The 13,620-nt window shown below is 36.7% G+C and carries 14 protein-coding genes and 1 tRNA gene; 6 read left to right on the top strand and 9 right to left on the bottom strand.

The window, feature by feature from the left end; translation table 11 throughout:
• Positions 1–37 precede the first annotated feature (37 nt).
• Complete coding sequence (locus tag ABIB30_RS20385) at positions 38–1,432, top strand: phosphatase PAP2 family protein (protein ID WP_354304883.1); 1,395 nt, start codon at positions 38–40, stop codon at positions 1,430–1,432.
• A gap of 59 nt (positions 1,433–1,491) precedes the next feature.
• On the opposite strand, the gene ABIB30_RS20380 is transcribed toward ABIB30_RS20385, so the two are convergent.
• Positions 1,492–2,979: an IMP dehydrogenase gene (locus ABIB30_RS20380; RefSeq protein WP_354304882.1), complete on the bottom strand. Its 1,488-nt coding sequence runs from the start codon at positions 2,977–2,979 to the stop codon at positions 1,492–1,494.
• 80 nt (positions 2,980–3,059) lie between these two features.
• Between ABIB30_RS20380 and ABIB30_RS20375 the strand changes: the two genes are divergently transcribed.
• From ABIB30_RS20375 to ABIB30_RS20360, 4 genes are all read left to right on the top strand, one after another.
• On the top strand, positions 3,060–4,973 hold the full coding sequence (locus ABIB30_RS20375; protein WP_354304880.1) for an ATP-dependent DNA helicase: 1,914 nt from the start codon (positions 3,060–3,062) through the stop codon (positions 4,971–4,973).
• 79 nt (positions 4,974–5,052) lie between these two features.
• Positions 5,053–5,125, top strand: a tRNA-Lys gene (locus tag ABIB30_RS20370).
• 243 nt (positions 5,126–5,368) lie between these two features.
• On the top strand, positions 5,369–6,673 hold the full coding sequence (locus tag ABIB30_RS20365) for a site-specific integrase (protein WP_354304879.1): 1,305 nt from the start codon (positions 5,369–5,371) through the stop codon (positions 6,671–6,673).
• A gap of 874 nt (positions 6,674–7,547) precedes the next feature.
• A complete protein-coding gene (locus ABIB30_RS20360) occupies positions 7,548–7,874 on the top strand; it encodes a hypothetical protein (protein WP_354304878.1) in 327 nt (108 codons plus the stop codon).
• 171 nt (positions 7,875–8,045) lie between these two features.
• On the opposite strand, the gene ABIB30_RS20355 is transcribed toward ABIB30_RS20360, so the two are convergent.
• The 3 genes from ABIB30_RS20355 to ABIB30_RS20345 form a co-directional block, all read right to left on the bottom strand.
• Positions 8,046–8,237, bottom strand: a complete 192-nt coding sequence (locus ABIB30_RS20355) for a cold-shock protein (protein WP_048905418.1) — start codon at positions 8,235–8,237, stop codon at positions 8,046–8,048.
• A gap of 138 nt (positions 8,238–8,375) precedes the next feature.
• A complete protein-coding gene (locus tag ABIB30_RS20350) occupies positions 8,376–8,633 on the bottom strand; it encodes a hypothetical protein (protein WP_354304877.1) in 258 nt (85 codons plus the stop codon).
• Positions 8,634–8,734: 101 nt separating this feature from the next.
• On the bottom strand, positions 8,735–9,181 hold the full coding sequence (locus ABIB30_RS20345) for an Hsp20/alpha crystallin family protein (protein WP_354304876.1): 447 nt from the start codon (positions 9,179–9,181) through the stop codon (positions 8,735–8,737).
• A gap of 666 nt (positions 9,182–9,847) precedes the next feature.
• Between ABIB30_RS20345 and ABIB30_RS20340 the strand changes: the two genes are divergently transcribed.
• Positions 9,848–10,618 (top strand): fatty acid desaturase, encoded by a 771-nt coding sequence (locus tag ABIB30_RS20340; protein WP_354304875.1) that lies wholly within the window; start codon positions 9,848–9,850, stop codon positions 10,616–10,618.
• 398 nt (positions 10,619–11,016) lie between these two features.
• On the opposite strand, the gene ABIB30_RS20335 is transcribed toward ABIB30_RS20340, so the two are convergent.
• The 5 genes from ABIB30_RS20335 to ABIB30_RS20315 all read right to left on the bottom strand — a co-directional run bounded on the left by ABIB30_RS20335 (position 11,017) and on the right by ABIB30_RS20315 (position 13,501).
• Positions 11,017–11,520, bottom strand: coding sequence for a DinB family protein (locus ABIB30_RS20335; protein WP_354304874.1), 504 nt, complete (start codon positions 11,518–11,520; stop codon positions 11,017–11,019).
• Positions 11,521–12,010: 490 nt separating this feature from the next.
• Positions 12,011–12,451 (bottom strand): bleomycin resistance protein, encoded by a 441-nt coding sequence (locus ABIB30_RS20330; protein WP_354304873.1) that lies wholly within the window; start codon positions 12,449–12,451, stop codon positions 12,011–12,013.
• A gap of 239 nt (positions 12,452–12,690) precedes the next feature.
• Entirely contained in the window at positions 12,691–12,927 is a 237-nt protein-coding gene (locus ABIB30_RS20325) for a catalase (RefSeq protein WP_502931095.1), read from the bottom strand.
• An 80-nt stretch (positions 12,928–13,007) separates the two neighbouring features.
• Positions 13,008–13,370, bottom strand: a complete 363-nt coding sequence (locus ABIB30_RS20320; RefSeq protein WP_354304872.1) for an ankyrin repeat domain-containing protein — start codon at positions 13,368–13,370, stop codon at positions 13,008–13,010.
• On the bottom strand, positions 13,280–13,501 hold the full coding sequence (locus ABIB30_RS20315) for an ankyrin repeat domain-containing protein (protein WP_354304871.1): 222 nt from the start codon (positions 13,499–13,501) through the stop codon (positions 13,280–13,282). Before ABIB30_RS20315 ends, ABIB30_RS20320 begins: the two co-directional genes overlap by 91 nt.
• Positions 13,502–13,620 lie beyond the last annotated feature (119 nt).

Here is a 13,620-nt window from a genome sequence, read left to right as displayed (position 1 = left end):
AGTATATCAAAAGAAAATACATTGTTTTAATTTATATATGCCGCCTCAACAACGACGAAATTTCAAGCTTATATTACTCGCTCTATTTCTTCTGCATACCGTAACTACTGCAAATGCACAATACACGGACAGTCTTTTAATACGGCAGCCCATTAATAACTTCTGGAAAAAAAGTATTGTAAAAAAAACAACAGTTCCATTAATTTTATTTGGTGCTACAGCATTCGCCTGGTCGCATCGTGAAACTGTCAGAGAAGTCAGAAACAGGTTCATTCCTGATTTCCATTACAGATACGATGATTACTTGCAATATGCACCAGCAGCAGCAGTTGTAGCTTTGAATGCATTTAACGTCAAAGGAAAACATACTCCAAAACGAACCTTTGTCTCTTATGCTTTTTCTATGGGAATTATGGGCGCAATGGTCAACGGACTTAAATCCACCAGTAAAGTTGAGCGCCCTGATGGAAGTTCAAACAATTCCTTTCCCTCAGGACATACCGCCACAGCTTTCATGAATGCGACTATGCTGGATAAGGAATACGGACAGTATGGCTATCCTTTAATCGGTATTACAGGTTATGCGATGGCCACAGCGACAGCTTTGGGTCGTGGTTTGAATAACAGACATTGGATCACAGATGTACTTGCAGGCGCCGGAGTAGGTATCATTTCTACAGAACTGGGCTATTTTGTGACTGACCAAATCATGAAAAACAGGGGTATGAATGCACCTGTGAAAAACAACCCTGTCCCAATCAGTAATAATCCTAGTTTTGTGGAATTACATGCGGGTTATGCTATTGCGACCAGTAAAAAACTTACCGGAACTGCTCACGACAATATTTTCAATAAAGACGGTTTCAATTTAGGCATGGAAGGTGCCTGGTTTGTCAATAAAAACATTGGTATTGGAGGGGAATTTGCATTTACCAGCTTTCCTTTAAATTCAGCTCATGCAAGCCTTGATCCTGATATTTTGGAAATCAGTAATGGCTTATATACGCAGGCGCTTGGTGTTAAATATTTGAATATTGGCCCTTATTTTAGTTTGCCTTTAGCGAATAACTGGTTCATCACTGCTAAAATAAATGCAGGGATTTCTTCCGGAAGTAATGGGAATTTTATCCTGGATATCAAACCGGAATATCAGAAGGAGTTTGGAACAGCAGAATTACCTTACGCACGATATCAACCAAAAACAGCGGCAAGCTGGTCTGTTGGCGTAGGTATCCAGAAACGCATTGGCCGGAATACTGCAATTAAAGCATATACCAGTTATTTCGGGTCCACCCACAAGTTTGATATAGATTTGCTGAATGATACAGATAATGATGGACATCTGAGCTATCACCGTCTTCCGGAAACTGCTGGAAAAACCAAGTATAATAACATTACTTTTGGCCTTGGTATTACTGCATTTATCTGGTAAATCAATTTTCTGGAATATCATTCAAGGTTCAGACCAGCACCTTGAATGATATAATTAGTTTATTCTCTAACCAGCACGTCATGCGCTCCACCTTCTACGATGCTCACAGAAGAAACTAAGGTAAGCCTGGCATCTTCTTTAAACTTCGCAATGCTGGTAAATCCGCAGCTGCACATGGTTGATTTAATTTTTCCTACAGTAACGTCTAAATTATCTTTTAAAGATCCGGCGTAAGGAACATAGCTATCAACACCTTCTTCAAATTTTAATCCTGTAGAACCGCCCATATCATAACGTTCCCAGTTTCTGGCGCGGTTAGAACCTTCACCCCAGTACTCTTTCATGTAATTACCATTAACTAATACTTTATGGGTAGGGCTTTCATCAAACCTTGCAAAATACCTTCCCATCATAATAAAATCAGCTCCCATAGCCAGTGCAATTGCCATATGGTAATCCTGAGCTATTCCACCATCCGAACAGATTGGAATATAGATTCCTGTTTCTTCAAAATATTGATCTCTTGCTTCAGCAATTTCGATTAAAGCAGTTGCTTGTCCTCTGCCTATTCCTTTTGTTTCTCTGGTGATACAGATTGAACCACCTCCAACGCCAACTTTCACAAAATCAGCACCTGCTTCAACAAGGTATAAAAACCCTTCTTTGTCGACCACATTTCCGGCACCAACTTTAACACTGTCACCATATTCTGCTTTAATATATTCCAAAGTTGCTTTTTGCCATTCAGAATATCCATCAGATGAATCAATACATAGCACATCTACACCGGCATTAACCAGTGCAGGAACTCTGTCTTTGTAATCTCTTGTGTTGATACCAGCGCCTACAATTAGTTTCTTAGTCTCGTCAGATAGTTCTAAAGGATTGTCTTTATGGTTATCATAATCTTTTCTGAATACAAAGAACTTGAAGTTATTGTCTTCATCAACAACAGGCAGACTGTTTAACTTATGTTCCCAGATGATACTATTGGCTTCGCTTAAAGTAATGCCAACTTTTGCAGTAATCAGTTTTGAAAAAGGAGTCATGAATTCTTTGACTTTCTTATCCATCAAATCTGTACCAATTCTGTAATCTCTGCCGGTAACAATACCGACCAGTTTACCATTGGCTGTACCATTATCAGTGATAGCAATGGTAGAATGGCCCGTTTTCGCTTTTAAAGCAATAACATCTTTTAATGTGTTTTCTGCGATCAGATTAGCTGTACTGATCACGAAGCCAGATTTATATTGTTTAACCTTTTCAATCATTTCTACTTGCTTCTGGATAGTTTGAGATCCAAATACAAATGATAAGCCGCCATTTTTCGCCAAAGCAATAGCCATCTGATCATCAGAAACTGACTGCATAATTGCGGACACGAAAGGTATATTAAGTTCTATTGTTGATTTTTCACCTTTCCGGTATTTAACCAGTGAGGTTTTTAAGGAGACATTATCAGGTACGCAGTCAAAAGATGTTAGTCCTGGTATTAGGAGAAATTCGCTGAAAGTTCTCGAGGTTTCTTTTAAGTATTTTGCCATTTGCAAAGATAGACTCTTTAATGGAAAAAAACACAGAAATTTACGTTAGCATTTTGTAATTAATCGGTTAAATTTGCGGAATGAGTAACGGCGGGCCTTCTAATTCAATTTTCGACAAGATATTATCATTTATTGAATACACTAATCAGAACATTTTTCTAACCGGAAAGGCTGGAACTGGAAAGACTACACTCCTTAAAAGAATAAAAGAAGAGAGTTCTAAAAAAATGGTGGTGGTAGCTCCTACTGGTGTGGCTGCGATGAATGCTAAAGGCACAACAATCAACTCTTTTTTTCAATTACCTGCTGGTTCTTTTTTCCCAGGTGAGATTGGTCTGGAAGATTTACAATTGGGCATTACCTCTATTGAATCCATGGTCAATGATTTAAGTTACAATAGAGAGAAGACAGCACTCTTCAATGAATTAGAATTATTGATTATCGATGAGATCTCTATGGTTCGTTGCGATTTAATGGATATGATTGATGCCATTCTGCGTTCTGTAAGAAAAAACAATATTCCATTTGGAGGTGTACAGCTGCTATTGATAGGTGATTTGTACCAATTACCTCCGGTAACTAAAAGAGAAGAATGGGCATTTTTGAGCAGAGCTTACGCTTCGCCTTATTTTTTTGAGGGATATGTTATTCGCAGAAATCCGCTATTACAGATAGAATTAACTACAGTATTCCGGCAGACTGAACCAGAATTCGTCAATATTCTAAATAGTATCAGGAATAATCAGATTACTGAGGCCGATCTGGCTTTGCTTAATAAAAGATATGATCCGGATTTTCTTGCAACGGATGAATTGAGCCCGATTATTATCACTTCGCATAATGCAGAAGCTAATACCGTTAATAAAGCGAAATTAGATGAGCTTCCTGGTGAAGAGTATACTTTTGTGGCTGAGACCAGCGGTGAGTTCAGAGATGCAGGTTTACAGGCAGAACAAACGCTGAAGTTAAAGGAAGGTGCGCAGGTCATGTTCATTAAGAATGATACCGGGGAAAATAGAAAGTTTTATAATGGAAAGATTGGGAAAATAAAGTCTGTTAGAGATGGGGAGATCTATATTTCCTTCCCTCATGAAGACGATCTGTTATTGGAGAAAACTTCGTGGCAATCTTTTGAATATAAAACCAATACTGAAGAGGTTATTGTACAGCAGCAGGTTGGTGAATTTTCACAGTACCCGATCAAACTGGCCTGGGCAGTAACGATACATAAAAGTCAGGGTTTAACTTTTGACCATGCCATAATTGATGCGGGGAAGTCATTTATAGCTGGACAGGTATATGTGGCTTTGAGTCGTGTGAGAACGCTTAATGGGTTGATTTTGAAATCGAAGATCAGCACGGAAAGTTTAAGATCAAATACAGAAGTTATCAATTATATGAAGTCTGTGCAGGATGAGGAACTGGATGACCTTTTAGTGAGCGGACAGCAAAGCTTTATTCTTCAGCTTGTACTGAACCACTTTTCATTGAATAAGTTGCTGAGTGAGCTGGAAACGGTTACCTCGCGACCTGAAATTGTCAGGTCAAATATTCCAGAGTATGCGGTATTGTTTGCTCAGCTTAGAAAGTCAATTAAAAACCTGATTGTTTTAGCTGATCGTTTTCAGGTTCAGGTGATCAATTTACATAAGCAAACTGGTTTTAATGATTTGCCTGCTTTACAGGAGAGAATTGAATCTGCAGCAACCTATTTTACAAAGGAGATTAATTTACAGGTTTTAAATCCAGTGAATAAAAATATCAGGATTAAGCCAAAAAACAAGGTTCAGCAAGAGCTGCAACACCTTTTCCAGAAGTACAGACCGGTAATTGAACATCGGATTGCTATGCTACAACTAGCAACAGGGCTATTAAAAGAGCCAATTAAGGCCGAAAACTATATTTCCTGGATTACGGAACATTATGCAAGGGCTAATGTAAAGACAAAAACATCGTCTGGAAATCAGCAGTCTACAACATTACAGTTATTTTAACGTTGTTTTTTTTATGAAGTATAGTGTGTATTAATTTTTATTTTCTATCTTCGCACCTCCTTAAACAAGAGGAATTAATGATTCCGTAGCTCAGCTGGTAGAGCATTACACTTTTAATGTAGTGGTCCTGGGTTCGAATCCCAGCGGGATCACGAAAGGCGCAAGAAATTGCGCCTTTTCTGTTTAAAATGTTTTTCAAAAGGCGTTTTTCAAAAAATAATAAGTCATTTCATACCAACTGAAACCAATCTGAATGGTGCCCTAACTGGTGCCCGATTCTAATTGCTAAGTTTGGGCACCAGTCTAAAAGATTCATTAGACTCCAAATTATTAAGAGCAAGCTGTTACCGGGTTATCCGGCCATAAACAAGTTTTTAACTTTAACAGATTGAGAAATGAAAAGTAACCAAAACCTGTCAATTCTTTTTTGGCACCGTAAATCAAAAGCTGACATCAACGGCTATGCCCCTATTATCTGTAGAATTTCCATTGATGGAAACCAGATAGAGTTCTCTATAGCCAAAAAAATTCCTAGTGATAGGTGGGATATGGAAAAGAAAAGGATCTTGCCTTGCCCAGAGGCAAAAAGCATCAATTCTGCATTAAACAGGATACAATGTGAGCTTGAAAAGCATTTTACAATACTACAATCAAAGCATGAGGTAGTAAGCCCTTCAATGCTCAGGAACAGTTATAGAAACCATTCTACAGATCATAATGGAGAAAAGAAAAAAACACAAAATAAGATTCCAACCTTGCTGGAACTGGCCTCTCTTCATATTGAGAACTTCACTTTACTAGTGGAAAAAAACCTGAGATCAAAGGAAACTTTAAAGCAGTGGAAATCCACAAAGAAAAAGATAGCTGAATTTATTACACACACTTTTAAATCAAAGGATCTTGAACTTTCAGAAATAGACCAGTCCTTTGCACATAAATTTCACACCTTCTTAATTGTTAAAAGAAAACCATCCATTCAGGAAGCGGCAGCTATGAAGCAGATTAAAAACACTAAACAATTGCTCAACATCGCTGAAACTAATAAGTGGATCATTAATAATCCGATAGAGAAATTTAGATGCGGATCCGAAGAACCTGAAATTCTTCCTTTAGAATTGTTTGAGGTCGAAAGTATCTGGCGCAAGAATCTTAGCATTGACAGGCTTATAAAAGTACGAGACGCTTTTATATTTCAGTGTTTCACCGGCTTCGCCTACCAAGATATATACAATCTGTCACCCCAAAACATTGTAAAAGTCGGGGCAGAAAATGAAAAGTGGTTAATCAAGGAACGAGGTAAAACAAAAGTAACCGAAATGGTGCCGATTCTCCCAATAATCGCAGAAATTATTGAAAAGTATAGGGACGATCCTTATTGCAGGTTTCATAAAAGGTTAATTCCTGTAAACAGCAATTTCAGGTATAATTGCTATTTAAAGGAGCTTTCTGACCTATGTGGAATTGGTCGGTCTCTTAATAGCCATTTAGCCAGACATACCTTTGCCGATTTGATGCTCAACACTATGGATTTTCCCCTTGAAGATGTAAGTAAAATGCTTGGACATAAGAACATCCGAACAACACAAAGATATGCTAGGGTCAAAAAGAGTAGAATCAGTAAAAAAATGAGCCTCTCCAAGCAGTTGTTATTTGATGCAGACGGACAGCTTAAAACGATTGCACCTCCTCCAACGGTTTAAGCCATATTTATGAATTTAAGGTGGGAATCTCCTTTAAGTTATTCCCACCTTAAACTATTTGTCGTAATTAGCCTTATATGTGATTTTGCTCTAAAAAAATGTAAACAAGAATTATTTAAAACTGCTGAAGAAATCTTTGCTTTTTACTTTATAGTAAGGCTCGGCCACTCTTTATGTCCATTACCTCCTGGGGTAAGATAACGCTCAATGATAAAATACCAAATTATTTCCCTGACCAAAGCTTTATCTTCCTTCTGCCACTAACCGGAATACTCTGTATTCGGCTGCATATCAAACCCTATCTTTTTGCAATTAAGTAGTTCGAAAGAGGTCCAAGAAAACTGTTAAAATCGAGACCCGATATATTGGACAGTTACTTACACAAAGTATCGGCAAGATCTTGCTTTTCGACTTTAAGTAATGGCATTTCAAATTTTTTATATTGAATATTTATTGTAAATCTATATTTAATTATCATTTATCAAACTATCCAGAACCAACTGGGAGCTTCTCGAAACATTTCCTGTCTGCTTTAGCTTTAATCGCGGATTTAGCTAAAAAAATTGTGTAGGTGATTCAAGTGTAATCTTCGAAAACTTAATGGTTAAGATCTTATTCATTTAGATTTTTGGTTAAAAAAACATAATTATGATTCCACCATAAGCATCAGCGAAAAGCTACTTGTTTTTAAAATGCTTTCGGAAACACAAAATCTAAGGTTTTTAAGTTAATTTCTTTTTTCACTGAGAGATACTTTAAATCAGCCGCCGCCAAAATAACCCCAAAATGAAAAACCCCCAGCTATTTTGAAGTACTAGGGATTTTACTGAATAGATTGAAATTCATAGAAATCGATATTTAAAGCCACCAAAACATGTTCCCAGCGGATACTGGAAGATCAGGTATTGGTTTTGATTCAGGGTTCCAAAGGAAGATCGTAAAAATGGAAGAAGCAAGAAAAGAGACTGAAAAACTCAGCAAAATTATAACCGCTTATGCGGATATCTGGGCTGATGTGATGCTGGATAAGAATTTGGATCAGCACCTCAAAGGAATTTCTGAAGACCTGGGTCATCTCAATAAGCTCATCGACTATAAGGATGCCAGACACCTGAATACAGTCCGCTACTACCGGATTGCCAACCAGCTGTCTCTGCTTCAGGAAATTGTCAGGGACAAACTGGCAAGGATCAAATCGTAAATATCAAATGTACTATTGAATTCCAGGGCAAAAGTTCACAACAAATTCATAGTGGTGAGATACAGAACCCAAGCTCCATACGGCTCATCCGCAGTTACACGCAAAATACCGGGCAAAAAAAAACATCTGTCTAATGACAGATGTTTTTACCAATTTATGAAGGAAATCTAATTAGCTGATCTTAACATTAATTGCATTCAAGCCTTTTTTACCTTGCTCGATGTCATAGCTTACTGAATCATTCTCACGAATGTTGTCCATTAAACCAGAAGAATGAACAAAGATTTCGCTATCACCATTAGCTGGCACGATAAATCCAAAACCTTTTGTCTCATTGAAAAATTTTACTGTTCCTTGTTGCATTGTATTATATATTAATTATATCCAAAGATACTAAAATATTTAAAATATAAAATTTTATTTCAAAATAAATGAAAAATTAGAATTATATTTTACACAACAATTATCGATCAAAATAATTTTCTAAAATCAAATTCCCCTCTAAATCTCCAGATTCAGACGTTTAAAGACCTCTTTAGTGATCATCCTTACATTATTTGAAAGCTGTTCATAACTGCAATGCCGCAGCTCTTGAGGAAAAGGAACGTCGTTCTCCCGCCCTACCAAATCGATAATAATCACCAAATCTACAGATACCATCTCGTCTGAAAACAAGGAAGCGTAAAGCATCTGGGTAAAAGCCTCATCATGACCAAGGTGAAAACAACCATAAGTTTCGATGCCCTTATGCGTTTTCATGTTCAGAGATATTTCATAACTCGGTGCCATAACCATAAATAAAATGAAATAAAAGAGCCACCTGAAGGCAGCTCATGCTATTGGTATAAATCAAAAACGCATCACTTAATTTCAATCTGGCGGCTCTGCATTTTAGCCTCTTCACGTTTAGCAATATCTACACACAATACGCCATCCACATACTTCGCTTCGATTCCATTCTTATCGGCAGCATTAAGCAGCGTGAAAGAACGCACAAACGAACTGTAGCTGAACTCCCGTTTATTATAATTGCGCTCCCGAACACCATCTTCCGAACTTCGCTCTACAGAAATACTCAGCATATTCCTTTCCAAAGAAAGTTTAAAATCTTCCTTCTTCAAACCCGGAGCTGCCACCTCCAGATGATAGTGATCTTTACCCTCACTGATGTTGATCGCAGGCACACACGCCATCATGCGATCAGAAAAGAAAGTATCATTGAATATAGAATCAAAAACACCATCCAAGCCAGTAATTAGGCCATTTTTCTTCACATTGCCATTTGGATTAAATTTAACCAGTGTCATAGGTCTGTCCTCCTTATTTGTTTTTAATGATTAAAACTTACAATTAATTAAACTCAGAACTTCGTGCTCATACAAGATCTATCCAATGTAATGCCAAGGCGGCCTCCCCCCAATCAGCTGAAAATTTTGCAGAAAAAATGAAAAAATTTCAGGTTCAAATGTCAAAAATTCATTCCAGCTGTAAAAAAAAAAGAATGGCGAAGAATCATAACCCTCCGGGACTAGTCATTTCCTGATATTGATAATAGACAATAGTTTATGTGACTGCGGTAGAAATATTGAGGGTAGTTATACTAACATTTGTCAAAAAAAATTTTATTTAATTGACAAGTTTACTATAATTGCGCCTCGATTTGACATACATAACATTATTATAAACTGACCAATTTTTTTAAGCTATGCCATTTTTAGATTATGTATTACAACGCCCCTCATATGGGTGGCAGGATGCGCAGTGAGAATTAATAAAACCAACTACAAATGAAATCTTCCGCGAATTTTATTCGAGGCTGAATGTATTTAAAGACCGAAAAAACTGGCTTCCCTTTTTTAGCTGGCTCAAAGTAGCCTGTCTGATCCCATTTTTTATGATATTCCTGTTCAATTATCTTAGCTGGTGGACTGTCTTGGCTGCATTTGTCTACAGTATGATCATCATGGGTACTCATGGAACTATCTGGCATTCATCGCTATTGCACCCATGGAGCCTATAAATTCCGAAATGCATTCTGGCGGTTTTTCACGCAAAATCTAACAATAAATGTGATCCCTGAAGAAATATATGTGATTTCACATCATGTCCATCATTCCAAATCAGACCAGCCCGGCGACCCATATAATGCACAGGCCGGCTTTTTATATTGTTTTCTTGCAGATGTTAACCACCAACCCATAGCAAAGGATCTGTCTGAAGCCGACTACAACCGGGTTAAAATGCTCATGCAGCATACGGGTGTGACAGCCAATACCTACAAACAATATCAAAAATGGGGTTCCTATGTAAATCCTTTGTATGCAATATCATCATGGCTGCTAAACTGGTCTTTTTGGTACCTGATATTCTATATTATCGGCGGCCACGCACTGGCCTGTAGCCTCTTTGGAGCAGCAGGATTCTGGGCGGTTGGTGTAAGGACATTTAATTACGAAGGACATGGGAAAGGAAAAGTCAAAAAAAGGGCAGGCACAGACTTCAGTGATAAAGACAAATCTATCAATCAATTATGGCCGGGGTTTGTAGCTGGTGAATGGCATAACAACCATCATTTATATCCCAAAAGTGCCAGAAGCGGTTTTAAGCCACATCAGATAGACTTGGCTTGGTACTACATTAAAATGATGAGCGTACTAGGCGCAGTGAGCAGTTATAAAGATTATAAGAAAGCTTTTTACAAGCACCACCATAATCCTTATCTGGAAGCAAAAGAAGCTTCTTGATAAAAAAATATCCTGTCTGGTTTCCTTAGATATCATGTTACTAAATTTAGGCGAGGCATACCCAAATCAACTTCTTACCGTTGTTCTACGTGGTGGCGGTAAGAAAATGTTTGGCAGTGAACTCCATGGTGTGGAGTTAGGAGTGGTCGTAAAGCTAATTGAGTCTAAAGGAAAGCCTTAAATAATCGTAGCTGATCGATACAAGATTCAGCCTATTTTAGTGCTTGATGGTTCCGGACGAAAAGGTGGGTAAAGTTATTGTCAAACATAAATCCATAATTAATTTGCTAATTAAATTAAGTCCCTTAGATGAGAGAAAATCGACACAAGTTTTTAAAATAAACAGATCGAATACATCGGTACGCTTTTTACATCGTTTTATTAAAAGCATAATGTATCTAAATCAATATAGTTAATATTGAAATAATACTAGCCTCTCTTTCAATAATACCTGATAACAGATCAAAAAAAATACCTTTCATTTCGGGATCGTCTTGAGAGTAGGTGAATAGATCTTCATTGTCTAATTCAAGAATTTCAGTCCGCAAAATGGAGCTAATTTTTTTCCATTCTAAGTTGAAAGGCTTTAAAGATGGATATCCCATATTAAATTGGATGCCTTTATTAAACCGGAAAAGTATATCCGCATTTTGAACCTCATCTACCCCTAGTAACTTTGCAAGTTCAAATCTCAATTTAACCTGACTACCTACTAACAATGGGATTTTATTAGCGTCATTTCCTAAAAGGCTAAGATCAAGTGTTTCAATTCCATTTATTACTTTAGAGGTAAGGACTGTATGAAAATCGTACTTATGAATGAGTGTAGATAAGCGGATGTCAGCATTAAGTTTAACAATAACTCCAAAAGACACTACCAGTCTTTTTATTCGTGCAAACATCTATTTATTTTCCAATGATGTGCAGTCAAAACCGAATCAGAGAGAAAAAGGTGCTTTGGAAAATCTTGTTCAAGCAAAACACATGTTTGAAAATTCCGTTTCCTATAATATGCAAGATATTCGCTTAAAAGTTTTGGGGGCTCAGATTTACAAAGAACTGGTATATTTACAGGTGATGAATCCTGGATGTTTGACAGCAAGCAAACCGTGATGCGCAGTTACCATCTGTACTTAATACTTCACTTATATATTCAAAAAACCGACGTATATCCACGAAATTTTAGATTAATTAAAAAATTTTATACTAAAAACCTCTTAAATTGTTAACGACTATCTTCTCCTAACGAAATAGTTTTGAACAACTTTATTAAGGGATATTTTTGTATCGATACATTCAAAATCCAATTCATCTGAAATTACTGAGAATAAAGATGTCCCGTCTCCCAACAGAGCAGGAATTAATGTGATTGGCATTTCATCAATTAAATATTCATTTAGTAAAACCACAATCTATTAGCATAGAATCTCTTTCTCCTAAGTCTACTATAAGTCTTAATAGGTATCCATCAGGATCCTTCACTAAAAACTGTTTTTGGCCAACATCAACTTTGCCTGCTGCGTACCATTTCTCTTCTAGGTTCATGAACAATTTAATTCCCACTTGGTTCAAACGAGAAATAATAGAATCTGCATCTGGAACTTCAATCTGAAAATTAATTCCTCGTCCAAAGGGCAACTCTAATGAACCTGTTTCCCAACTCGTGTCTAATTCATCCCGTTGCTCTAACATGATCTGAGCACCATTTAAATTTAAGTAAGCAAATCCCTCTTGCGAGCGGTTATAAAGCACTTCAAAACCAATCAAGTTACACCAAAAAAAGAGACTCTGCTTGATGTCAATTACGCTCAATTCAGGTACTAGTTTAGACATAGTGTCTCTATAATTTGACATTTAAATTTTTTATTTATTAGTATTTTCTGATCCATATTTTCTAAAAAATCAACTCGAAAAGATATTTTACAATAATACTAATGTTCCTTTTTAGTGGCTTTCGCCTTGAGTAAGACCTTATCTATTGCAACTTTCTTCTTTTTACGGATAGTAATATTAAATTATTTTATGGAGAATGATTATTGGTTTTCTATAAATTATAGGCTTTAAATGAGCAGTCATTTAAAAGGTTCAGGAATTCTTTCATGGTCAAAATGGGTGATTTTTTCCCTTAATATAAAGTCTTCCAGTAAGGATGGCCCACGTTCACCTGCCTTTAAAGAATTATTATAGTCATTAATCTTAATACCCTGATTTGTGGTCATAAACTCGCCCTGATCCGAAATGGTATCAGGATTAAGATCTTTTTGTTTTAAGTTACTTACGTTTTCCGCGTCCGATTGTTTTTTTATCATAATTTCCTTATTGGTGTAGATGTTGAGTTTTTAAGAATCCAAGTGTACCGCAATTTTTCTATCCTAACTTTTGAGGAAAACTATAAAGATGGGTTGATTTTATGTTGTTGTAAAAGTAAAACACCTTCTTCATTTCCTTGCTGTGCCGCCAGATCCAGAGCACTCATTCCACGGTAGTCTTTAAGATTTATATTAGCACCATGCTTTAACAACAATTTAATGAGCTCATTACGTCCAAACATAGCAGCAAACATTAATGCAGTTCCTCCATTTCCGTGTAAAAGATTCAGATTAGCATTATAGGAGATAAGGAGCCCGGCAATATCTGCATATCCCTTAAAACATACTCCCCTCAGCGCAGTATTTCCCCCAGTTCGGTGCCGTTTACATCGGCTCCAGATTGCAAAAGTAAGCTGGCCGCTGCTAACTGATGATTGTAGCAATCAATAATCAAAGGCGTATAACCTTTATCGTCTTTAACATCAAGATTGGTTTTTAAACCTATTATTTCTTTTAATAAAGGCAGATCGCCTATCCTGGAGGAATGAATTAAAGCCGCAGTAATGTTATCCATATTACTAAGAACAAATCAAAGAAGTCATTGTTTAATTTAATTATTAAACGTTTTTAACTATAAATACTTATATGAAAACGCAGAAAAAGTAAATACTGCTTATGTTACACCATAGATAT

This window comes from Pedobacter sp. UYP1, from assembly GCF_040547305.1.
In the GTDB taxonomy this organism is placed as follows: domain Bacteria; phylum Bacteroidota; class Bacteroidia; order Sphingobacteriales; family Sphingobacteriaceae; genus Pedobacter.
This window is presented reverse-complemented; position numbering and strand designations above follow the sequence as displayed.